Origin of the sequence: Sphingomonas sp. (assembly GCF_019635515.1) — a bacterium.
Lineage (GTDB): Bacteria > Pseudomonadota > Alphaproteobacteria > Sphingomonadales > Sphingomonadaceae > Sphingomonas.
On the sequence record NZ_JAHBZI010000001.1, the window covers coordinates 433,931 to 455,324 of the forward strand.

Sequence of the window (21,394 nt, forward strand, 5' to 3'; positions counted from 1 at the left end):
ACACGCAAGCGATGGGCGGAACCTGGGACTGGACTGCGCATTGCCGAGGGTACAGCAGAAAGCGCGCATGTAGGACAGCCCGGAGATGGTGATGACGGAACCGCTCAAAATTCTCGTGATCCTCGGATCGGTGCGCGAAGGGCGGATGGCCGCGCCGGTCGGGGACTGGGTGATCGAGCGGGCCGCCGCGCGCGCCGATCTGGATTGCGAACTGGTCGACCTGGACGACTGGGACCTGCCATTCTTCCCGCATGCCAAGCCGCCCGCCGCCGGCAAGTATCAGGACCCGCTGCAGATCCGCTGGGCGGAGAAGATCGCCGGTGCCGACGGCTATATCCTGATCTGCCCCGAATATAATCATTCGGGCAGCGCCGTACTCAAGAACGCGCTCGACACGGTGTTCGCCGAATGGGGCCGCAAGCCGGTGAGCTTCGTTGGCTATGGCACGGTCGGCGGGGCGCGCTCGGTCGAGCAATTGCGCCTGACCGCGGTGACGCTGGAAATGGCGCCGCTGGCGGGCGCGGTGCATCTGGTGCGCCCGGGCGCCAAGCGCGACGGCGACCGGTTCAACGCCGATTCGTATGACGACAAGGCGCTGGCCGCGCTGTTCGACGAACTGACCTGGTGGGGCCGGGCGTTACGGGTCGCGCGGGCTGGCCAACTTCCCAGCCCCTCCATTTAGCGAACCCCGTCCCATCCCAACAAAGCGCCAGACGAGGCATCGAGCCTCGTATGCCGCCGAGCCCACCCCTTTCCCCTCCCTTGAAAGGGAGGGGCCAAGAATGAAGCTATTTCGCGCAGCCAGCCGGCTCCCACATCGCGGTCGGGATCGATTCCTGTTCGGCCTTGGGGTCGCCCGCCGCCGCCCAGGTGTAGCTGTACCAGAGCGCCTGGCCGATGCCGCGCATGAAGATGCGCGCCGGGGCGGGATCCTCCGACTGCGGCGGGTTGCTGAACGCGGTCAGATCGGGATTGAAGGCGTCGAAGGTGATGTTCTGGAGCGGATCGGGCGCGTCACCAGCCTGCTTGGCGGATTCATCCCAATCCTTGAATGCCTGTGGCTGCTCGCCATCCTCGCGCATATCCTCCTCGTCGATCATCGCCGCGCTGAGCGAGGGCGACAGCCAGGTGCCGCCATAGCCGTTGGGCGATTCGAAGCCGAACCACCAGGTGCGCTTGGGACTCTTGATCCAGAACAACAGGTCCGACGTCATCCGGCCATGCGCGAGCTTGGTGAAGCCGGCGAGATAGTCGGCATTGTCCTTCATCCGGTACGTCGCCTTGTCGATCGCGCATTTGGGGGCGTCGAGCAGCTGGGCATGGGCGGTGGCGGGCAGGCAGAGCGCCGCCGCGGCGAGGAGAATATGGCGCATCAGAAGTCCTTCCATTCCTTGTCGAGGCCGCCGATCTGCGCGGAGACACCCTTGAGCTTGAGGCTGCTGCCCTCGATCTCGAAATCGAGATTGGCGCGGCCGCCGCTGGCGCAGCAATTGGCGTCCTCGTCGCGCCACAGCTCAGTCGCGGCGGCGAGATTGACGAGGTCGTAATCGACGCCGTGCCAGGCGCCGAACCCCTTGGGCAGGCGGCGGGCGAGATCCTCCTTCCAGCTTTGCGTCTCGATCTCGACCCATTTGCCGTTCTGGCGCTGGTAGAGAATGTCGGCATTGCCGTCGCCGGTGCCGGCCATGCGGCCGCTGACCCACAGCAACTGGTTATAGGCGCTGTAGCGGGGCGTCTCCATCCACACGCCCTCAAAGGTCCAGCCGATCAGCTGCGGCGGATTGGGACTGCTCGCATCCCACAGCATCGCGCCCATGCCGCTGCCATCCTCTTCCGACGCGCCCGACTGGAGCTGCCAGAGGATGCGGGTGCCGTCGAGGTCGCGGAGCATGCCGGCCATCGGCACGTTGCAGTTCATCGAGAGCCATTTGGCGAGGCAGTTCGCGCTGATGATCTCGGCCTGGCTCGCCTTGGCGGTGATGCCCCTGGCGCGTTCGATTTCGTTGTCGATGATGTGGATCTGATCGGCGATATGGCCTTTGCGCGCCGCGGCCGAGAGTGGCTTGCCCGCGTCATCGGTGGCGCCGGCCAGCCATTTGCGGAATTCCGCCGAGCGCGCCGCCCAGGTCGCGGGGCGCGCGGTCGCGGCCTGGACAGCGGTCTCTTTCGCGGCGAGATCGGCTTCGGAAGACTGGGCGAATGCGGGTCTGGCCATAGCCAGGATCGCCACACCGATGAGCAATTGCCGATACCGCACCCAAATTCCTCCCGAATTTCAATTCCTGCGCAGATTGGCACCGGATCCGCCCCACGCAAAGACCGTTACGCGAAAAATGCATCTCTTGGCGAGAATGCGCAGGTGTACTATATAGACAACACAGTTGGATAGCTGTCGAACTATGCCTATTGTGGGCGGGCAGCTTTGGAGAATGACGCGATGGCGACCGAGACGATCACGGCCGAACAGGATCTGGTGCTGACTCCGCCCGAGCCGGTGCAGGCGGTCGCGCCCGCCAAGGCCGCGGGTCTGGTGCCGGTCGAGGACGCCAAGAAGACCGAGCTCGACGCGCGGGTCGATGGCTTCATCGACGATCTCGTCGCGCAGGACGTCAACTCGCCCGAATTCGGCAAGCGCGTCGACGCGATCGCGGCGATGGGCCAGAAGGAGATCCGCGCCGCCGCCGGGCAATCGAACCGGTTTCTCGATCGCCCGGTGAAAGCGATCGGCAGCGACAGCGGCGTCGGCGCCGATCTGCTGGCGCTGCGCAAGACCGTCGAGGGGCTCGATCCGAGCAAGAACGGCAAGCTGATCAGCGGCAAGGACGGCTTCTTCGCCAAATTGTTCGGCGGCGGCGGGCTCACGCAATATTTCCGCAAATATCAATCGTCGCAGAGCCACATCAACGGCATCCTCAAGAGCCTGTCCAACGGCAAGGACGAGCTGATCGAGGACAATGCCGCGATCGGCACCGAGCGCGCCAATCTGTGGGAGGCGATGGGCCGGCTGGAGCAGATGATCTATCTCTCCAAGGCGATGGACGAGAAGCTCGAGGCCAAGGCGCTCGAGCTCGATCATACCGACCCGGCCAAGGCCAAGGCGGTGCGCGAGACCGCGCTGTTCTACGTCCGCCAGCGCACCCAGGACCTGCTGACGCAGATGGCGGTGACGGTGCAGGGCTATCTGGCGCTCGATCTGGTCAAGAAGAACAATGTCGAGCTGATCAAGGGCGTCGACCGCGCCTCGACGACGACGGTTTCGGCGCTGCGCACGGCGGTGACGGTGGCGCAGGCGCTGACCAACCAGAAGCTGGTGCTCGATCAGGTGACCGCGCTCAACACGACGACGGCGGGGCTGATCGATTCGACCGGGCAGCTGCTCAAGACCCAGTCGGCGGCGATCCACGAGCAGGCGGCCAGCTCGACGATTCCGGTCGAGACGCTGCAGCGCGCGTTCCAGAACATCTATGACACGATGGACGCCATCGACACCTTCAAGATCAAGGCGCTCGACAGCATGAAGACGACGGTCAACACGCTGTCGAACGAAGTCGAGAAGTCGAAGGGCTATATCGCCCGGGCCGAGGGCGCGGCGCAGAACCAGGTGAGCGGCGGCGCCGAGACCTTCAAGCTGGAGGCGATGTAAGCGCCGATGACCGATGTCGATCGCCTGAGCGCGCGGGCCAGCGAGCTGATCGAGCGTTCGCGCGCGCAATTGCCGGCGACGGCGGCCGAGCAACGGATGCGGCGGCGGCGCGAGAGCGAAGTGGTTCGCCGGGTCGGTCGCATCGCGATGGCCGATGGCGCGATCCTGGTCGGCGCGATCATATTCGCGCTGGCGGTGGCGCCGTTGGGGGCGATGGGCGCGTTTCTGGTGGCGCTGCTGCTGATCGCGGCGACCCTGCTGTTCGCGGTGCTGCCGGCGGGCAGCGCGCTCCAGGCCGAGCAATTGGGGCAGGTGCCGCTGAAGGCGCTGCCGAAGACCACCGAGGCGTGGCTCGATACCCAGCGCAAGGCACTGCCGGCGCCGGTGCTCGGGCTGGTCGATTCGATCGGCGTGAAGCTGGAAATACTCAGCCCGCAACTCGCCCAGCTCGACGAGCAGAGCCCCGCGGCGATGGAAGTCCGCAAGCTGATCGGCGAGCAATTGCCCGATCTGGTCAAGGGCTATGCGCGGGTGCCCGAGCCGCTGCGCCGCATCGAGCGCGGCGGGCTGACGCCCGACCAGCAGCTTGCACAGGGGCTGCAGGTGATCGACGACGAGATCGCCGAGATGAGCACGCAACTGGCGCAGGGCGACCTCGACCTGCTCGCGACGCGCGGGCGCTATCTGCAGATCAAATATCAGGGGGATGGCGAATGAGGCACTGGCTGGTGGCGTTGCTGGCGCTGATCGCGGTGCCGGCGCAGGCGCAGAGCGATGACGCTGCGATCCGCGGCATCGTGCGGAGCATCTATGCCGGTTACCAGACCAAGGCGGTGTCGCCCAATATCAAGGAACCGCGCGCGACGGCGCGGTTCACGGCGGTGGAGAAGCAATGCGCGGCGACCGCGCGCCTGCTCGACAAGACCGAACCCGACGCCTCGTACGGCTATTGCGCCAATGATTATGGCGTATGGTGCCAGTGCCAGGATTTCGAGGGGATCGATTTCGCGAACATGAAGGTGGACGTGACGATCGCCGGGACGGATGCGACCGCGACGCTCAACTTCACCGGCGGCAAGGATCCCGACCTGCGGCTGAGCTTCAAACGGATCGGCAAGGGCTGGGCGCTCGACGATATCTGGGAATATAACCGGCTGGAGAGCGAGGAAGGCAGCGAACCCGACGAGGCGAGCTATCGCAAGCGGCTGGTGCTCAACATCAACGAGATGCGCGAGACGCTGAACCTGCCGGCCTGGGCCGAGCCGAAGGGCTAGGGTCCGTACTCAATACCGGAGGTGGTCGTGACGGTCTGGATTTTGTTGTCTGGCAAGGAATTAGGAGGGAGCGATGCAGCGCATCGCGACCGACGACATGACGCGGCCAGGCGGCAAAAGGCGGGCCGCCGCTTCGCGGTCGCCCGGAGAGGGGCGCTGGCGGCGTCACGCCGCTTGCGCGGGCTACCAGCCCGCGACTGCGCGACCTTTCTTGCCAGCGCCCCTCTCCGGGCGATCCCGACCCCCTCCGGTATTGAGTACGGACCCTAGCGGGAGAATCGCGCCGATGCGGTTGCTGGCGTTCCTGGCCTGCCTGCTCTTCGCGATCGCGCCGACCGGCGCCCAGCCCAAGGATTTCGTCTATCTCGGTCAGGACGAACTCGAGGAAGCGCTGCCGATCCTCGACCGGCCCGACATTGGCGGCGCGCAGATCATGTATGTCTGGCGCAATCTCGAGCCGGAAAAGGGCGCCTACGACTTTTCGATGATCGAGCATGACCTCGCGCTGGCCAAGGCGCGGGGCAAGACGATCTATATCGAGATACTCGACCGCTTCTTCCAGCCGAACGCGCGGTATCTGCCCAAATATCTGCTGGACGAGCCCGAATATGGCGGCGGGCTGGCGCGGCAGGGCGATATCAAGCCGCAACCTTGGTCGGGATGGATCGCGCGGCAATGGGATCCGGCGGTGCGTGCGCGCTTCCAGGCGTTGCTCAAGGCGCTAGCCAGGCGATTCGACGGGCGGATCGCCGGGGTCATCCTGACCGAGACGGCCGCGGCGATCGACGAGGATGCGCCACCCGCGGGCTGGGATTGCGAGCGCTATTTCGAAGCGGAGAAGGAGAATGCGCTGGTCGCCCGCCGCGCCTTCAAGCGCGCGCACGTCATCCAATATGTCAATTTCTGGCCGTGCGACACGTTCAACTCGAGCCGCTACATGAGCCGTTTCTTCGATTTCGCGGCCGCCAATCGCATCGGCGTGGGCGGACCGGATATCGTGCCTTGGCAAAAGGGCCAGATGCTCAATTCCTATGCCTTTATCCGCGTCTATCAGGATAAGGTGCCGATCGTCGCGATGGCGGTGCAGGAACCCACGCTCGCCTATGTGAACCCGGAGACGGGCAAGCCCTTTACCCGGCGGGAGTTCGCGCGGTTCGCGACGGTCTATCTGGGGGTGGACGTGATCTTCTGGAGCAAGGAGGCGCCCTGGCTGCGCGAGCCTATCGCCGCACCGCCGCGCTAGCGCGCTCCGCCAGCCGTTCTACCGCGGCGGCGTGGATGCCGGGCGCGGTGGCGAGGACGCCAAAGGCTTCGGCTGCGGGGGTGTTGAAGGCGATCGGGCCGCCCAGCGCGTCGCTGACGGTGGCGCCGGCTTCGGTGGCGATCAGCACGGCGGCGGCGATGTCCCATTCATGGCCCCAGCGGATCGAGGCGAGGAGATCGGCTTCGTTCGCGGCGACCATGGCGATGCGCAGCGCGATCGAATTGGGCTTGGCGACCATTTCGAGGTCATTGTCGACCTGCGGGAGCTGATCGGCGGGGACGCGGGCTCCGGCTAGTTGCGTGCGGTTGCCGGCCGTCAGGCGCTTGCCGTTCAGCCATGCGCCCTGGCCCGCCCTGGCGATCCATTTCTCTTCGCGGGCAGGGGCATCGAGCACGCCGATCAGTGGCTGGCCGTCTTCGATCAGTGCGATCGACACGGCCCAGCCCGGGCGCATGCGGACATAATCGCGGGTGCCGTCGATCGGATCGACCACCCACAGCCGGCGGCTGCCCAGGCGATCGGCATTGTCCACGGTCTCCTCGGACAGCCAGCCGGCATCGGGGAGCAGCGCGTTGAGACGCCGGCGCAGGAGCGCATCGACTTCGAGATCGACGTCGCAGACGGGCACGCCGGGAGTCTTGTCCCAGCGCTTGAAGCCGGTGTGCCAGCGATCGATCGCAAGGCGGCCCGCTTCGGCGGCGATGTCCGCGATCTGCTGGCCGAGTTGGGGGTCTACGCGGATCATGAGTGCAGACCCCTAGTCACCGGCGATCGTCATCCCGTCGATGCGGAGCGTCGGGGCGTTGATCCCGTAGCGAAACTCAAGATCGTTGGCGGGGGTAAGCGCGCGGAACATATCCTTCAGGTTAGAGGCGATGGTGATTTCGGAGACGGGGCGGGTGATCTCGCCCTTCTCGATCAGAAAGCCGGCCGCGCCGCGGCTGTAATCGCCGGTGATGCCGTTGACGCCCTGGCCGATCAGTTCGGTGACGAGCACGCCATAGTCGATCTCGGCTATCAACGTCTCGGGCGGGATGTGTCCGGCCTGCATGAATAGGTTGCTCGGGGCGACGCCGGGCGCGCCGCCGATCCCGCGCGAGGCGTGGCCGGTCGGCTCGAGCCCGAGCTGGCGCGCCGAGGCGCTGTCGAGCAGCCACGTCTCCAACATGCCGTCATCGACGAGCTTGAGCGGCTGCACCGGCAGCCCCTCGCCGTCAAAGGGTCGCGAGCGCAGCCCGCGCGGACGGTGGGGATCGTCGCGGATCGTCACGCCCCTGGCGAAAACCTGCGTGCCGAGCGCGTCTAGCAGGAAGCTGGTCTTGCGGGTGATCGCCGAGCCGGCGATCGCGCCGAGCAGATGGCCGAGCATGCCCGAAGAGACGCGGCGATCGAACACCACCGGCATCGCGCCGCTGGCGATCTTCTGCGGATTGAGCCGGGCGACGGCGCGTTCGCCGGCGAGGCGGCCGATCGCTTCGGGTGCGTCGAGCGTGGCGGCATGGCGGGCGCTGTGGTGCGCATAATCGCGCTCCATACCGCTGCCGGTGCCGGCAAGCACGCTGGCCGAGAGCCCGTGGCTGGTCTGGGCATAGCCGGCGGCGAAACCGTGGCTGGTGGCGATGGCCATTACCGCGCGCGACAGGCTGGCGCTGCCGCCCTCGCTGTTGGTGACGCCGGACACGGCGCGGGCGGCGTCCTCGGTGGCGAGGGCGCGGGCCTTGAGCGCTTCGGGCGAATCACTTGCGCCGTCGTCGAGGTCGAGGAGGGGCGGGCTGCCGCGGAGCAGGCGCTCGGCGGGGGCGAGGCCGGCCCATTCGTCCTCGGGCGCCTCGCGCGCCATCGCCAGCGCGCGTTCGACGAGCGTATCGAGCGCCGCGCCGCTGAGATCCGAGGTCGAGACGCTGGCCGAGCGACGTCCGGCGAAGACGCGCAGGCCCAATTCCTCGCTTTCCGAGCGCTCGACATCTTCGAGCGCGCCCATCCGGACCGAGACCGAAAGCATGCGATCGGCGGCGAAGACGGCGTCGGCGGCGTCGGCACCTGCGGCTTTGGCGCGCGCGACGATATCGGCGGCGCGGTCGCAGGCTTGTTCGGTGGTCAGCATCGGCGCGATCTAGGTATGCGCGCGCCGAAGGTCAAAGCGTCTGCCCGACGACCAAGCAGGCGGCGAACATCAGCAGACCGGCATTGCGGTTGCTGCGGAAGCGTTCGAGTGCATTGACGCCGTTGGCGGGGGCGAGGGTGACGGCCTGCCAGAGCAAATGGAATCCAATTGGGATCAGCGTGGCCAGCGCCAGCGGGTCGGGGCGCATCCGCCAGACCGCGGCGGACCACAAGGCGAGCGCGAGCGCGTAGAACAGCGCGACGCCAGGCTTTACCTTTCCTCCCAGCGCGCGCGCCGAAGAGCGGACGCCGACCAGGGCATCGTCCTCGACGTCCTGTAGCGCGTAGATCGTGTCGTAGCCGATCACCCAGCATACGCTGCCCGCATAGAGGAGCAGGCCGGGGATCCACGGCATATCCGCGGCTTCGGCCCATGCGACCAGCGTCGCCCAGGAGAAGACCATGCCGAGCCATGCCTGCGGCCACCAGGTGATGCGTTTCATGAAGGGATAGGCGGCGACCAGAGCCAGGCTGGCGACTGCGATGGCGGCGGCTTTTGGGTTGAGTTGCAGCAGGACGACCAGGCCGATCAGGCATAGCGATCCCAGCCAGAGCCACGCAGATTTGAGGCTGATCGCGCCGCTGACGAGCGGGCGGCCTCGGGTACGGGCGACCTGCCTGTCGAGGTCGCGATCGACGATATCGTTATAAACGCAGCCGGCGCCGCGCATGGCGATGCTGCCCAGCAGGAACCACAGGATGAGATCCCAGCGCGCCACCGCGTTGCCCGACAGCGCCAGCGCCCAGGCGCCGGGCCAGAACAATAGCCACCAGCCGATCGGCCGATCGAAGCGGGCGAGCAAGGCGTAAGGGCGGGCGGCGGCGGGCAGCAGGTCGATCATGCCGCGATGCTCGCTATCGGGAACGTCGCTCGCGGCAACAGGGGCGGGATCGGTCATTTCGCAGCCCTATCGCCTTGCCCGGTGCGGCGGCAAGCTGCGGTTCAGCCATATCCCGCCATGATTGCGCCCTTGAAACGGCACGAAGGCTCCCGATGTGGCGAGCCGAGCCAGAGATTGGATGTCATGTTGATTCGTTTGTTGAGCCTGTTGACCGTGCCGCTCCTGATCGGGGCCGCTGCGCCGCCTGCCGCCCCTGGCATTCGGGGCGAATGGCGCAACACCAACAACACCGTGCATATGCGCCTCCAGCCCTGTGGCGCGGCGCTGTGCGGCACCGTAACCTGGGCGGCCGCCCAGCAACGTGCCGACGCCCGCAAGGGCAGCGGCAAGGAACTGGTCGGCAGCACGATATTGCACGATCTGAAGGCCGATGGCGACGCCACGTGGCGCGGCAAGGTGTTCATTCCCGATATCAACACCAATGCATCGGGCACGGTCGTGCAGGTCAGCGATATCCTGATCCGCGTATCGGGTTGCACGATGCTGGGCCTGCTCTGCAAGACGCAGCACTGGCATCGCATCGGCTAAGGCTCGGCAACATTTGAGCATGAGCCCGAGACAATTGCGCGCTATGCGGGCTTCGGAGACAGATTGATCGGAAGGCCCGGAACATGCGTGCGTTGATTTTCGGTATGGCAATCGCGGGCGCGGCGATCGGTAGCGCTTCGGCTCAGGACGCCAAGTTGCACGAGCGGCTGTTCGTCAGCCCGATGGGTGAACCGTTCCGCAGCGGCCGTGATGGGCCGGCGCCGCAGGATGTGTGGTTCGACGGCGCCGATACCAATCATGACGGCGCCCTGACTCTGGAGGAAATGATCGCCGATGGCGCGCGCTTCTTCGCGATCCTCGATGTGCGTGGCGATGGCGAGATCGATCCAGACGATATGGAGCGCTACGAGACGGTCTTGCTTCCCGAGGTGCGCGGCGGCGGCCCGGACCTGAGCAAGCGCCGGACCTACTTGAAAGGCGATGGCAGCGGCCTGCATGACGATAACGGTGCCGGCAGTCCGCGCGACCGCACGGTCACCACCGCAGGCAAGAAGGGGGCGGCACGCTTCGGCTATCTCGATTATCCGCAGCCCGTTATCGTCGCCGACCGCAACTTCAACCGTGGCGTCGATCCGCGCGAATGGGCCAAGGCGGCCGAACTCCGCTTCAACGCACTCGACACCAATGGCGACGGCAAGATCCTGAAGAGCGAACTGCCCGATTTGCCGCAAGGGCGCGGCTGGTAACGCACAGGCATGGCCGCAACGCCCGCCTGGCCGCCGCAATCGACGCCGCGGCTGTTCGTCGAGGGCGAGCTTGCGGTTGGGCCGCTGCGGATCGATGGGCCACAGGCGCATTACCTGGTGCAGGTGATGCGGGTGAAAGCGGGCGATCCGGTCAAAATGTTCGACGACAAGACCGGCGAGTGGCTGGGCGTGGCGGCGAGCGTCGGCAAGCGGGACCTCACGCTCGATGTCACCGCGATGCTGCGCCCGCGCGAAGCGGTGCCCGATCTGTGGCTGGTGTTCGCGCCGATCAAGAAGGGGCCGGTCGACTGGCTGGTCGAGAAGGCGTCCGAGCTTGGCGCCGACCGGCTGGTCCCGGTAATTACTCGCCGCACCGTGGTCGACCGGCTCAATCTCGACCGGTTACGCGCCAATATGATCGAGGCCGCCGAGCAATGCGGACGGACGGCGTTGCCGGGCATAATCGAGCCGGTGAAGCTGACGGCGCTGCTGCGCGACTGGCCGAAGGACCGGACGATATTCTTCGCCGACGAGACCGGTGGCGAACCCGCGGCGGAGGCGATGCGGGCGCGGCCCGGGCCGGCCGCGATCCTCATCGGCCCGGAAGGCGGGTTCGATCCGGAGGAGCGCGATGCGATCCGGGCGCGTCCCCAGGCGGTCGGCATAACCCTCGGCCCGCGTATCCTGCGCGCCGAGACGGCGGCGGCGGCGGCGGTTTCCCTGTGGATGGCGGCGGCGGGGGACTGGTAGTTCTTCGCTGGCGCACCACATGCCCCGAGAGTAAGGGGCGAAAATGAGCACGAAGACAGTTTCAAACAGCAACGTGACCGTCATCGAGAGCCGGGACCAGCTGATCGGCTATTTCGCCAAGGGCGAGAAGCCGGCGGAGCGCTGGAAGATCGGGACCGAGCACGAGAAATTCGTCTATTGGAAGACGCCCGATCACCGTGCGCCCAGCTATGAGGAGCCCGGCGGCATCCATGCGCTGCTGATCGGGCTGACAGAGTTCGGCTGGAAGCCGGTCTATGAAGGCGAGAATATCATCGCACTGTCCGGGCCGGACGGGGCGATCAGTCTCGAGCCCGCCGGACAGTTCGAACTGTCGGGGGCGCCGCTCGACAATCTCCATGAGACCTGTGCCGAGACCGGGCGGCATCTGGAGCAGGTCAAGGCGGTGGGCGACAGGCTCGGGATCGGTTTCCTGGGGCTGGGGATGTGGCCCGACAAGACCCGCGCCGAGCTGCCGATCATGCCCAAGGGCCGCTACGAGATCATGCTGAGCCACATGCCGCGCGTCGGCTCGCTGGGTCTCGACATGATGCTGCGTACCTGCACGATCCAGGTGAACCTCGATTACGCCTCCGAAGCCGACATGGCGAAGAAGTTTCGCGTCGGGCTGGCATTGCAGCCGCTGGCGACCGCTTTGTTCGCCAACTCGCCGTTTCTGGAAGGCAAGCCAAACGGGTTCCTGTCCTATCGCAGCCATATCTGGTCGGACACCGATCCGGCGCGCACCGGGATGCTGCCGTTCGTGTTCGAGGACGGTTTCGGCTATGAGCGCTATGCCGACTATGCGCTCGATGTGCCGATGTACTTCGTCTATCGCGAGGGCAGATATATCGACGCCTCGGGCCTCAGCTTCCGCGACTTTCTGGAAGGGAAGCTATCGGTCCTGCCCGGCGAGAAGCCGACGATGGACGATTGGGCGGACCATCTCTCGACCGCCTTCCCTGAAGTGCGCCTCAAGACCTTCCTGGAGATGCGCGGCGCCGATGGCGGGCGCTGGGGACGGATTTGCGCGCTGCCGGCGCTGTGGGTCGGGCTGCTCTATGACAGCCAGGCACTCGATGCGGCGTGGGATCTGGTCAAGGACTGGGACATGGCTGGGCGCCAGGCATTGCGCGATTCGGTGCCGAAACTGGCGCTCGACGCGCCGCTGCCGGGTGGCGGCAAGCTGCGCGACATCGCCGGCGAAGTGCTCGACATCGCCGCGGCCGGGCTCAACGCGCGCGGGCGGCTCAATTCGTCGGGCGATAATGAGAGCGGTTTCCTCGATCCGCTGCGCGAGATCGTGCGCACCGGCAAGGTGCCGGCGCAGGTGCTGCTCGACCGGTTCAATGGCGAGTGGCAGGGCGATATCTCGCGAGTGTATGAAGAGGCGAAGTTCTAGACGCGCTCGAGCGGCGCGTGCGGCAGCGGCGGCAGCTCGATCCCGATCGCATCGCCTGGCCGCACCGTTCCGCCCGCCAGCACCACCGTCATGACCCCGGCCTTACGGATCAGCTCGCCATTCGGGCCGTGGTCCAGGACGGCGCCGAGCAGGCCGGGCTGAAAGGCTTCGATCTGAGCGCAGGGATTGCGCAGACCGGTCAGTTCCAGCGCGGCGCCGCCAATGTGGAGCACGGTGCCGCGCGGCAAGCCAAGCAGGTCGATACCGCTGGTGGCGATATTCTCGCCGAGATCGCCGGGGCGGACGGTGAAGCCCTTGGCCGCCAGCTCCTCGAACAGCTCGGTATGGATCAGGTGGACCTGACGCAGATTGGGCTGGGTCGGGTCGGCGCGAACGCGTGAGCGATGCTTCACCGTCACGCCGGCATGCGCATCACCGGCGACGCCCTGCCCGGCGACGATCTCGATCGACGATGCGATCCGCTTGGAGAAACGATGTGTACCGTCGCGGGCGACCGCGACGACTTGGGCCCCGTTCATGCGCGCAGATTAGCGCGCGGCGAACAATCCGCCAATGCGCTGGAAGAAGCGCGGTACGAGGCCGTTGCGCGCCATCCAGCCATCATATTCCTGATAGGCCGGATCGAGCGAAAGGTGCTTCTCCTCGGTGCGGGCGCGCCAGTAATAGACGCCGCTGACGCACATCATCACCGCGGTGTTGCGGATCGCGTCGGTCCAGCTGCTCGTCGCCAGGAAGGGCAGGGTCGAGAGCCACCAGAAGGTGTTCTTCGACAGATAGGCCGGGTGGCGGCTGAACGCGTAGGGCCCGTGGGTCAGGATGCCGCGATGGGTGAGGTTCGAGAAGCGGATGCCGAAGGCGACCGTCGCCCAGGCATAGATGCCGGTGAGCGTGACGAGCACCACGCCGAGCGCGGTCAGCGCCCAGGAATGGCCCGCCAACCAATAGGTCCAGTCGGCCGAGCCCGGATGGTAATCGAGCGGACCGCCATCGCCCATCAGCAGGAACGGCGGGTAGCAGATCAGCGCCGCGGTCCAGCCGGCCGCGAAGGGATTGGCGGTGCGGATATGCGAATCGAGCGGACGGAAGGTGAGGATGTAGCCCGCCGTCGCGAACGCCACATCGATCACGAACATGAAGGTGATGCAGTAATTGGCCAGCGCGATCGGGTTCGACAGCAGCCCCTCGGTGTTCCACGCGATGAAATCGCCAAAGCCCGGCGGCACGATCGAGAGCATGAAGGCGAGGAAGAAGCCCTTCACCGCCCAGCTGCGCAGATGGTTGTGGATCGCGGCCTTGTCGGCGCCTTCGACGCCCATCAGCCACGCGCCCATATGCCAGGCGCCGTCGCGCGGCTCGACCATGCGGCGATCGAGCCAAAGCACATAGGGGATCGACAGCGCGAACAATGCCGGCGCTACCGTTTCGAAGCACCACATCGCGAACGGGAAATTGGCGAAGCGGGTGTCGGACCAGACACGGAAGACCGCATAGATCACGGCGATCCCGCCCCAGGTCAGCCACAGGCCGGTCAGCTTGGTGATCGAGATCTCGAGCGTGTCGCGCCACGGGCGAACATTCTTCCAGTCGATCCCGGTCGAGGGATTGCGATAGACCTTGTCGACGAAGACCGACCACAGCACCATCGGCAGCGCGCAGGCCGCGACATTGACGAGCGCCGAATAGGGTCCGTCGAGATGATAGACATATGCGAAGACCGTCCAGGCGCTCATTCCCGCGAGGCCCACGAAGCCGACGCCGGCGCTGACCGCCGATTTGGGGCGCGGATCGGTCCTGGCCGCTGCTTCTGCCAATGCGGGATCGTGATACATGGCCGAAATATCTAGATCGCAATGGTTAGCGAGCGGTGAAGGATAGGCGCCTTAGGTGCTTTACCTTGACCAATCACTCGGCCAATGTGCCGGCCATTCCGATCTTGCCCGAGAGGCCCATTCCATGATCCGTGCGCTTTCCATCGCTGCCCTGCTCGCCACCACCGCTCCGGCCTTTGCCCAGAGCCCTGCTGGCAATAGCGCGCCCCATCCGGTGCCGTTTACCGATACGATCCCGAAGCCGCGCGATGTCGCCTATCCGGGGACGATGACGCTCGACGTCGATGCCACCAACGTGCAGCAGGGCATCTTCCGCGTGAAGCAGACCATTCCGGTGGCCAAGAGCGGGCACATGGTGCTGCTCTATCCGAAATGGATTCCCGGCAAGCATGGTCCGCGCGGCGAGATCGACAAGCTGGCGGGGCTGAAGTTCTTCGCCAATGGCCAGCAGCTCGAATGGACCCGCGATCCGGTCGATGTGTTCGCGTTCCACATCAACGTGCCCAAAGGCGCGAAGACGGTCGAGGCGGAGTTCCAGTTCCTGTCGGCGACCAAATCCGATCAGGGGCGCATCGTGATGGCGCCGTCGATGATGAACCTGCAATGGTATTCGCTGAGCCTGTATCCGGCGGGCTATTATACGCGCCGCATCCCGGTGGTGGCGATGGCGACTTATCCCGAGGGCTGGAGCGCGGCCTCGGCGGTCCCCGCCAGGAAGGAGGGATCGACCTACACCTATGACAAGGTCGATTACGAGGTTCTGGTCGATTCGCCGGTATTCGCCGGGCGCTATTATCGCGACATCAACCTTGGCGAACGCGTCGATCTCAATGTCTTCGCCGATTCGCCGGAAGAGCTCGCCGCAACGCCCGAGCAGATCGAGAAACACCGCAACCTGGTGACGCAGGCGATCAAGCTGTTCGGCGCGGAGCATTATGACCGCTACGAATTCCTGTTCGCGATTTCCGCCGAGATGGGCGGCATCGGCGTCGAGCATCATCGCAGCTCGGAGAACGGCACCGGGCTTGGCTATTTCACCAAATGGGATGAGCAGAATACCGGCCGCAACCTGCTGGCGCACGAATATACGCATAGCTGGGTCGGCAAGTATCGCCGCGGCGCCGACCAGATCACCGCCGATTTCCGCCAGCCGATGCGCAACTCGATGCTGTGGGCCTATGAAGGGCATGACCAGTTCCTCGGCTATGTGCTCGGCGCGCGCGCCGGGCTGATGACCAAGGAGGACACGCTGGAGGTTCTGGCGAGCTATGCCGCGCTCCAGGACACGCGGCCGGGGCGCAAATGGCGCTCGATTCTCGACACCACCAACGATCCGATCATCACCGCGCGCGCGCCCAAGGGCTGGCTGAGCTATCAGCGCTCGGAGGATTATTACGTCGACGGGCTGATGACCTGGATGAACGTCGACGCGATCCTGCGCGAGAAGAGCGGCGGCACCAAGTCGATCGACGATTACGACCGCGCCTTCTATGGCATGCGCGACGGCGATTATGGCGATCTGCCCTTCACGATCGACGACATCGTCAAGACGCTGAACGGCATCGTGCCCTATGACTGGCGCACGCTGTTCGACGAGCAGATCAACAAGCCCACCGAGGGCGCCCCGCTGCAGGGCTTCGAGAAGAACGGCTACAGGCTGGTCTATACCGACAAGCCCAACAAGGCGACGCCCAAGACCGGGCTCGACCTGATGTATTCGCTGGGTCTGGCGATGGGTCCGTCGGGGATCAGCCAGGTGATGTGGGATGGCCCGGCGTTCAAGGTGGGGATCGATCTGGGAGACGAGATCCTCGCGGTGAACGGCCGCGGCTATACCGCCGACCGGCTGAAGGCGGCGGTGATCGCCGCCAAGGACGGCAAGGACCCGATCAGGCTGCTGCTCAAGAGCGGCGATCATTTCCGCGAAGTGAGCATCGACTATCATGGGGGGCTGCGCTATCCGCACCTCGAAAAGATCGGGGATGGAGAGGCCGGTCTGGACAAGCTGCTCACGCCTAAATGAGGCGGCGCGGCGCCATTACAGGGTAGACAATGCGTATTGATATGATCCCCGTCGGGGACGACGCGCCGAACAGCCTCAATGTGATCATCGAGGTGCCGACGGGCGGCGAGCCGGTGAAATATGAGTTCGACAAGGCGAGCGGCGCGCTGTTCGTCGATCGCATCCTGCATACGCCGATGCGCTACCCGGCGAATTACGGCTTCGTGCCGCATACCCTGTCTCCCGATGGCGACCCGCTCGACGCGCTGGTGATCTCGCGTTCGCCGTTCATCCCGGGCTGCGTCGTCCGTGCGCGGCCGATTGGCGTGCTCAAGCTCGAAGACGAAGCCGGCGGCGATGAGAAGCTGATCTGCGTGCCGATCGACACCACCTTCCCTTATTATTCGGATGTCGGCGAGCGGCAGGACCTGCCCTCGATCGTGCTCCAGCAGATCGAGCATTTCTTCAAACACTATAAGGATCTCGAATCCGAAAAGTGGGTGCGGATCGGCGAATGGGGCGATGCGGAGGAAGCGCGGCGGATCGTGATGGAAGCGATCGACACCGCCAAGCAGGCAAAGGCCGCCGCCTGAAGGCCGCGACCGCCTGGCGCGCCACGGCGCTGGTGGGGATCGCAACCCTCGTCGTCTCGTCGATGTTCGGGCGCGTGCCGGGATTGGCGGTGTGCGGGCCGAGCGGCGGCGCCGGGCCGGTGATCGCCTTCGAACTGGTGCGGACGGCCGAGCAGGTGCTGGCATTGTTCGGCAGCGAGCCGTGTACCAGCACGCTGATCGCGGCGCAGCGTGAGGCGCTGTGGCTCGATCTGCTCGGCTTCATCCCCGCTTATGCCGCGTTCCTGGCGCTCGGGGCGTTCGCGCTGCGGCGCTCGGGGTTGCTGCTGGCGCTGGTGACGATGAGCGTGTTTCTGGCGGCGGGCACCTTCGATGAACTCGAAGGGCTGGTGATGTTCAGGATCCTTGGCGCGATGCCGGGGAGCGATGCGATGTATCAGGCGCTATTCTGGACCGTGCGGCCGAAGTTCGCGCTGCTCGGCGCGGGCGAGATATTGCTGGCGGCGTTGCTGTGGCGCGGGCCGTTGCTGGCCAAGATCGCTTCGGGGCTGCTGCTCGCTGGCGGGCTGGCGTCGCTCTATTTCCTGTTCAACGATCCGCACGCCCCGGCGATGATGAAGGCACATAGCTATGCCTGGGGCGCGCTGCTGGTCGTGGCGCTGATCGGGGTGGTGCGGCCCGATTTCGTGACGCGCGAGACGCCCGCGGCATGAGCGCCGGTTGGAGCATCGGTAACCGGATCGCTCCGCCGCGCTTCCTTCTCTTCATCGCGGTGACGGCGGCGGGCGTTGCCCTCGCCGTGCCCGCGTTAGGCCCGCGTTATGGCGCGATGGCCGGATTCGACATCGGTGCTCTGGTCTTCCTGCTCGCGTGCATGCCGATGCTGCCGCACGAATCCGATACGATGCGCGAGGCCGCCAAGCGCAACGACGGCAATCGTTTCCTGCTGCTGCTGATCACGCTGGCGGTGTCGCTGGTGGTGCTGGCGGCGGTGGCTAGCGAATTGATGCAGAAAGAGACGGGCGAATGGTGGTCGATCCCGCTGGTGATCGGGACTTTGGTGCTGAGCTGGACCTTCAGCAACACCGTCTACGCGCTGCATTACGCGCATCTGTTCTATAGCGCGGCGGGCGGCAGGGATGCCGGCGGGATGACCTTTCCCGACACGCCCGAGCCCGATTATTGGGATTTCATCTATTTCGCCTTCTGTCTGGGGATGACCTTCCAGACCAGCGATGTCGAAGTGACGCAGGGACGGCTGCGCAAGCCGGTGACGCTGCATTGCCTGGCGGCGTTCGTCTTCAACCTTGGCGTGATCGCGTTTTCGATCAATGTGCTGGGGGGCGGGTGATCAACTAATGTGCTCCCGCGAAAGCAGGCGCCTGGAACCCGAAGCGTGTCGCTTATGACCCTGGACCCGGTAACTAGGGCTTCGTTTTCCTGGTCCTCGGCTTCTTCGCGGGCGCGCGCTGGCTGGCGGCGATCGCCACACCGGCCCATTCGCGCATCGCGTCGGGGTCGTCATAGACGTCCGCCGGCGCGCGCCAGTAGTTCATCACCTCGGTCTTGCCGTCCTTGCTGGTGAAGGTGAAGCGGCTCGATCCCGCTTCCTCCCACACCGGCGCGCTTGTCGCGTCGCCCTTGAACCAGATCTCGGTCTCATCGACGATCGCGAAGATGCGGCCGTCCGCGTAGAGCGTCGCGGTGCCCATCATGTGGCGCATCGCGACGTCGCCCAGCGCCTCGCGGACCAGCTCGACAAGACCCGCGTCGAACGCCATCAGCCGCGGCCGGCCAGCTTCGTCAGGGCGTCGCCGGTGACGCGGTTCACGGTCCACTCGTCCATCGCGACCGCGCCCATCGCGCGATAAAAGTCGATCGCGGCGGTATTCCAGTCGAGTACCGCCCATTCGAAGCGGGTGCAGCCGCGATCCACCGCCAGGCCCGCCAGATGCTTGAGCAAGGCGGTGCCGACGCCGGCGCCGCGGGCCTCGGGCGTGACGTACAGGTCTTCGAGATACAGCCCGCGCCAGCCGGTCCAGGTCGAGAAATTGTGGAAGAACAGGGCCATGCCGACGGGCTTGCCGTCGATCTCGGCGATCACCGCTTCGGCGGCGGGGCGATCGTCGCCGAACATTGCCCCAAGCAGCAATTCCTCGGTCGCGACGACCTTGTCGGCCTCACGCTCAAACTCGGCGAGTTCCTTCACGAAGAACATGATCTGCGGGACATCGGCCGGCGTGGCGTCGCGGATGTGGATCATGACAGGCCAGGCTCCATGGCTTCGGGTTTGCGGCGCAGCGCCAGCAGGCAGCCGGCGACGATCAGCAGCGTGCCGGCGACCGTCGAGAAGGCCAGCTTCTCGCCGAACATCCACCAGCCCATCAGCGCCGCCCAGATGAAGGCGGTGTATTCGACGGTCAGCAAGATCTGCGCCTCGGCACGGGCATAGGCCCAGGACAGCAGCAGCAGCGAGGCGATGGCAAGCAGGGCCGCCGCCCCGATTCCCGGCCAATGCTGCGCGGCAGGCACGGTCAGCAGGAACGGCGCCGCGAGGCCGAGCAGGATCAACACGAACAGGTTTTGCCAGAATGCGATTTCGAGCGGTTTGGCGATCTGGGCCTGGTGCCGCGCGACGACGAGGTTGCAGGCGTAGAATAGCGCGGAGACCAGAACCGCCGCCACGCCGTACATCGCGTCCGGGCTATGCGTGCCGCCGAGCCGCCCCGACAGGATCACGCCAACCCCGGCGAGGCCGAGGACCGAGCCGAGCACCGATTTCGCGCCGACCTGCTCCTTGAGGAAGATCGCGGCCAGCCCGAGCGCGATCAGCGGGGCGATGAACGAGAGCGCGATCGCTTCCGCCAGCGGAACGCGGACGATGCCCCAGAAAAAGGCGATCGCCATCACCGCGACGAGGATGCTCCGCCCGAAATGCACGCGCATCGTGCGCATCGCGGGCATGACCGGGCGGGTGCAGGCATAGAGCAGGCCGGTGAGGATCACGGCGATGCCGAGCCGCCAGACGAGGGTGTTGTACGCGCCGATCTCGATCGACACGGCTTTCATCACCGCGTCCATCACCGAATAGAGCGCGATGCCGAGACAGGCCGCGGCGAACGCCGCGACGACCTGATCGGGCCGGGCGCTCACTCCGCCGCTTGCGGTTCGGCGTTTGCCGCTTCGATCTCGGCGGCCTTGGCCTCGACCAGCTTGACGATGTGCTCGAGCATGTCCGCGCTCTCGACGGTGTGATCGGTCACGCCCGAGAGATAGACCATGTGCTTGCCGTTGCCGCCGCCCGTCAGGCCGATATCGGTTTCGCGAGCTTCGCCGGGGCCGTTGACGACGCAGCCGAGCACGGAGAGCGACATCGGCGTGCGGATATGCTGGAGGCGTTCCTCCAGCGCCTGGACGGTGCGGATGACGTCGAAGCCCTGGCGCGCGCAGCTCGGGCAGGAGACGACGCGGACGCCGCGGTTACGGATGCCGAGCGCCTTGAGGATCTCAAAGCCGACGCGGACTTCCTCTTCGGGCTCGGCCGAGAGGCTGACACGGATCGTGTCGCCGATGCCATACCAGAGCAGCGAGCCGATCCCGATCGACGACTTGACCGTACCGCCGACGAATCCGCCGGCTTCGGTGATGCCGAGATGGAGCGGGCAATCGACTTGCTCCGCGAGCTGCTGATAGGCAGCGACGGCGAGGAACAGGTCGCTGGCCTTCACCGCGACCTTGAATTCGTGGAAGTCGCGGTCCTGGAGCAGCTTGATGTGGTCAAGCGCAGATTCGACCAGCGCCTCGGGGCAGGGCTCGCCATATTTCTCGAGCAGATCCTTCTCCAACGACCCGGCATTGACGCCGATGCGGATCGCGCAGCCATTGGCCTTGGCGGCGTTGACGACTTCGTTGACGCGCTCCGCCGAGCCGATGTTGCCGGGGTTGATGCGCAGGCAGGCGGCGCCGGCATCGGCGGCTTCCAATGCGCGCTTATAGTGGAAATGGATATCGGCGACGATCGGCACGCGGCTGGCGCGGACGATCTGCTTCAATGCCGCCGTGCTCTCCACATCGGGGCAGGAGACGCGGATGATGTCGACCCCGGCATCCTCGCAGCGGCGGATCTGGTCGATTGTCGCGGCGGCATCGGAGGTCGCGGTGTTGGTCATCGTCTGCACCGTCACCGGCGCATCGCCGCCAACGGGGACGTTGCCGACCATGATCTGGCGGCTGGAACGGCGGACGATATCGCGCCACGGACGTACGGACATGGCGGCTCCTATAGACCCGCGCGCCGGTCGCGCCAACCGCGTCTTTAC

At 65.9% G+C, this 21,394-nt stretch carries 24 protein-coding genes; 13 read left to right on the top strand and 11 right to left on the bottom strand.

Annotation, left to right across the window (positions count from 1 at the left end; all coding sequences use genetic code 11):
- The first annotated feature begins 91 nt into the window (after positions 1–91).
- On the top strand, positions 92–682 hold the full coding sequence (locus KF730_RS02235) for an NADPH-dependent FMN reductase (RefSeq protein WP_294091958.1): 591 nt from the start codon (positions 92–94) through the stop codon (positions 680–682).
- 106 nt (positions 683–788) lie between these two features.
- On the opposite strand, the gene KF730_RS02240 is transcribed toward KF730_RS02235, so the two are convergent.
- Both KF730_RS02240 and KF730_RS02245 read right to left on the bottom strand, forming a co-directional pair.
- Entirely contained in the window at positions 789–1,373 is a 585-nt protein-coding gene (locus KF730_RS02240; RefSeq protein ID WP_294091959.1) for a hypothetical protein, read from the bottom strand.
- Entirely contained in the window at positions 1,373–2,215 is an 843-nt protein-coding gene (locus tag KF730_RS02245; protein ID WP_294091960.1) for a hypothetical protein, read from the bottom strand. Before KF730_RS02245 ends, KF730_RS02240 begins: the two co-directional genes overlap by 1 nt.
- Positions 2,216–2,437: 222 nt before the next feature.
- On the opposite strand from KF730_RS02245, the gene KF730_RS02250 reads away from it, so the two are divergent.
- The 4 genes from KF730_RS02250 to KF730_RS02265 all read left to right on the top strand — a co-directional run bounded on the left by KF730_RS02250 (position 2,438) and on the right by KF730_RS02265 (position 6,160).
- Positions 2,438–3,643 (top strand): toxic anion resistance protein, encoded by a 1,206-nt coding sequence (locus tag KF730_RS02250; protein ID WP_294095663.1) that lies wholly within the window; start codon positions 2,438–2,440, stop codon positions 3,641–3,643.
- 6 nt (positions 3,644–3,649) lie between these two features.
- The gene (locus KF730_RS02255) at positions 3,650–4,360 is read left to right on the top strand and encodes a hypothetical protein (protein WP_294091961.1); all 711 of its coding nucleotides are present in this window, start codon (positions 3,650–3,652) and stop codon (positions 4,358–4,360) included.
- Positions 4,357–4,917, top strand: coding sequence for a hypothetical protein (locus KF730_RS02260; protein ID WP_294091962.1), 561 nt, complete (start codon positions 4,357–4,359; stop codon positions 4,915–4,917). The genes KF730_RS02255 and KF730_RS02260 overlap by 4 nt, the downstream gene beginning before the upstream one ends.
- A gap of 286 nt (positions 4,918–5,203) precedes the next feature.
- Entirely contained in the window at positions 5,204–6,160 is a 957-nt protein-coding gene (locus KF730_RS02265; RefSeq protein ID WP_294091963.1) for a hypothetical protein, read from the top strand.
- Here KF730_RS02265 and KF730_RS02270 read toward each other — a convergent pair.
- From KF730_RS02270 to ubiA, 3 genes are read right to left on the bottom strand one after another with little or no spacing between them, the layout of a single operon-like run.
- Positions 6,138–6,926 carry a 3'(2'),5'-bisphosphate nucleotidase CysQ gene (locus KF730_RS02270; RefSeq protein WP_294091966.1) on the bottom strand — a complete coding sequence of 263 codons (789 nt, stop codon included), beginning with the start codon at positions 6,924–6,926 and terminating at the stop codon, positions 6,138–6,140. The two genes, KF730_RS02265 and KF730_RS02270, sit on opposite strands and share 23 nt — an antisense overlap.
- 12 nt (positions 6,927–6,938) lie before the next feature.
- On the bottom strand, positions 6,939–8,285 hold the full coding sequence (locus KF730_RS02275) for a metallopeptidase TldD-related protein (RefSeq protein WP_294091968.1): 1,347 nt from the start codon (positions 8,283–8,285) through the stop codon (positions 6,939–6,941).
- A gap of 31 nt (positions 8,286–8,316) precedes the next feature.
- A complete protein-coding gene (gene ubiA / locus KF730_RS02280; RefSeq protein ID WP_294091969.1) occupies positions 8,317–9,243 on the bottom strand; it encodes a 4-hydroxybenzoate octaprenyltransferase in 927 nt (308 codons plus the stop codon).
- 156 nt (positions 9,244–9,399) lie between these two features.
- Between ubiA and KF730_RS02285 the strand changes: the two genes are divergently transcribed.
- The 4 genes from KF730_RS02285 to KF730_RS02300 all read left to right on the top strand — a co-directional run bounded on the left by KF730_RS02285 (position 9,400) and on the right by KF730_RS02300 (position 12,651).
- Positions 9,400–9,774, top strand: coding sequence for a DUF2147 domain-containing protein (locus KF730_RS02285; RefSeq protein WP_294095664.1), 375 nt, complete (start codon positions 9,400–9,402; stop codon positions 9,772–9,774).
- 104 nt (positions 9,775–9,878) lie between these two features.
- On the top strand, positions 9,879–10,481 hold the full coding sequence (locus tag KF730_RS02290) for an EF-hand domain-containing protein (RefSeq protein ID WP_294091971.1): 603 nt from the start codon (positions 9,879–9,881) through the stop codon (positions 10,479–10,481).
- Positions 10,482–10,490: 9 nt separating this feature from the next.
- On the top strand, positions 10,491–11,231 hold the full coding sequence (locus KF730_RS02295; RefSeq protein WP_294091974.1) for a 16S rRNA (uracil(1498)-N(3))-methyltransferase: 741 nt from the start codon (positions 10,491–10,493) through the stop codon (positions 11,229–11,231).
- A gap of 43 nt (positions 11,232–11,274) precedes the next feature.
- Entirely contained in the window at positions 11,275–12,651 is a 1,377-nt protein-coding gene (locus tag KF730_RS02300; protein WP_294091976.1) for a glutamate--cysteine ligase, read from the top strand.
- Here KF730_RS02300 and KF730_RS02305 read toward each other — a convergent pair.
- Together KF730_RS02305 and KF730_RS02310 are read right to left on the bottom strand one after the other, a co-directional pair.
- A complete protein-coding gene (locus KF730_RS02305; protein ID WP_294091977.1) occupies positions 12,648–13,190 on the bottom strand; it encodes an MOSC domain-containing protein in 543 nt (180 codons plus the stop codon). The two genes, KF730_RS02300 and KF730_RS02305, sit on opposite strands and share 4 nt — an antisense overlap.
- Positions 13,191–13,199: 9 nt before the next feature.
- Positions 13,200–14,501: an isoprenylcysteine carboxylmethyltransferase family protein gene (locus tag KF730_RS02310; protein ID WP_294091978.1), complete on the bottom strand. Its 1,302-nt coding sequence runs from the start codon at positions 14,499–14,501 to the stop codon at positions 13,200–13,202.
- Between the two features lie 124 nt (positions 14,502–14,625).
- Here KF730_RS02310 and KF730_RS02315 point away from each other — a divergent pair, with 124 nt between their 5' ends.
- From KF730_RS02315 to KF730_RS02330, 4 genes are read left to right on the top strand one after another with little or no spacing between them, the layout of a single operon-like run.
- Positions 14,626–16,524 (top strand): collagenase, encoded by a 1,899-nt coding sequence (locus tag KF730_RS02315; RefSeq protein WP_294091979.1) that lies wholly within the window; start codon positions 14,626–14,628, stop codon positions 16,522–16,524.
- Between the two features lie 29 nt (positions 16,525–16,553).
- Positions 16,554–17,096, top strand: a complete 543-nt coding sequence (gene ppa / locus KF730_RS02320) for an inorganic diphosphatase (RefSeq protein ID WP_294091981.1) — start codon at positions 16,554–16,556, stop codon at positions 17,094–17,096.
- A gap of 32 nt (positions 17,097–17,128) precedes the next feature.
- Positions 17,129–17,788 (top strand): hypothetical protein, encoded by a 660-nt coding sequence (locus KF730_RS02325; RefSeq protein WP_294091982.1) that lies wholly within the window; start codon positions 17,129–17,131, stop codon positions 17,786–17,788.
- Positions 17,785–18,426, top strand: coding sequence for a DUF1345 domain-containing protein (locus KF730_RS02330; RefSeq protein ID WP_294091983.1), 642 nt, complete (start codon positions 17,785–17,787; stop codon positions 18,424–18,426). The genes KF730_RS02325 and KF730_RS02330 overlap by 4 nt, the downstream gene beginning before the upstream one ends.
- Before the next feature lie 73 nt (positions 18,427–18,499).
- Here the strand turns inward: KF730_RS02330 and KF730_RS02335 are convergent, their stop codons facing one another.
- Genes KF730_RS02335 through ispG form a run of 4 tightly spaced genes read right to left on the bottom strand, consistent with a single transcriptional unit; the run spans position 18,500 to position 21,346 of the window.
- Positions 18,500–18,856: a TfoX/Sxy family protein gene (locus KF730_RS02335; RefSeq protein WP_294091984.1), complete on the bottom strand. Its 357-nt coding sequence runs from the start codon at positions 18,854–18,856 to the stop codon at positions 18,500–18,502.
- On the bottom strand, positions 18,856–19,338 hold the full coding sequence (locus KF730_RS02340; RefSeq protein WP_294091985.1) for a GNAT family N-acetyltransferase: 483 nt from the start codon (positions 19,336–19,338) through the stop codon (positions 18,856–18,858). The genes KF730_RS02335 and KF730_RS02340 overlap by 1 nt, the downstream gene beginning before the upstream one ends.
- Positions 19,335–20,228: a DMT family transporter gene (locus KF730_RS02345; protein ID WP_294091986.1), complete on the bottom strand. Its 894-nt coding sequence runs from the start codon at positions 20,226–20,228 to the stop codon at positions 19,335–19,337. The genes KF730_RS02340 and KF730_RS02345 overlap by 4 nt, the downstream gene beginning before the upstream one ends.
- Positions 20,225–21,346: a flavodoxin-dependent (E)-4-hydroxy-3-methylbut-2-enyl-diphosphate synthase gene (gene ispG / locus KF730_RS02350; protein WP_294091988.1), complete on the bottom strand. Its 1,122-nt coding sequence runs from the start codon at positions 21,344–21,346 to the stop codon at positions 20,225–20,227. The genes KF730_RS02345 and ispG overlap by 4 nt, the downstream gene beginning before the upstream one ends.
- Between the last annotated feature and the right edge of the window lie 48 nt (positions 21,347–21,394).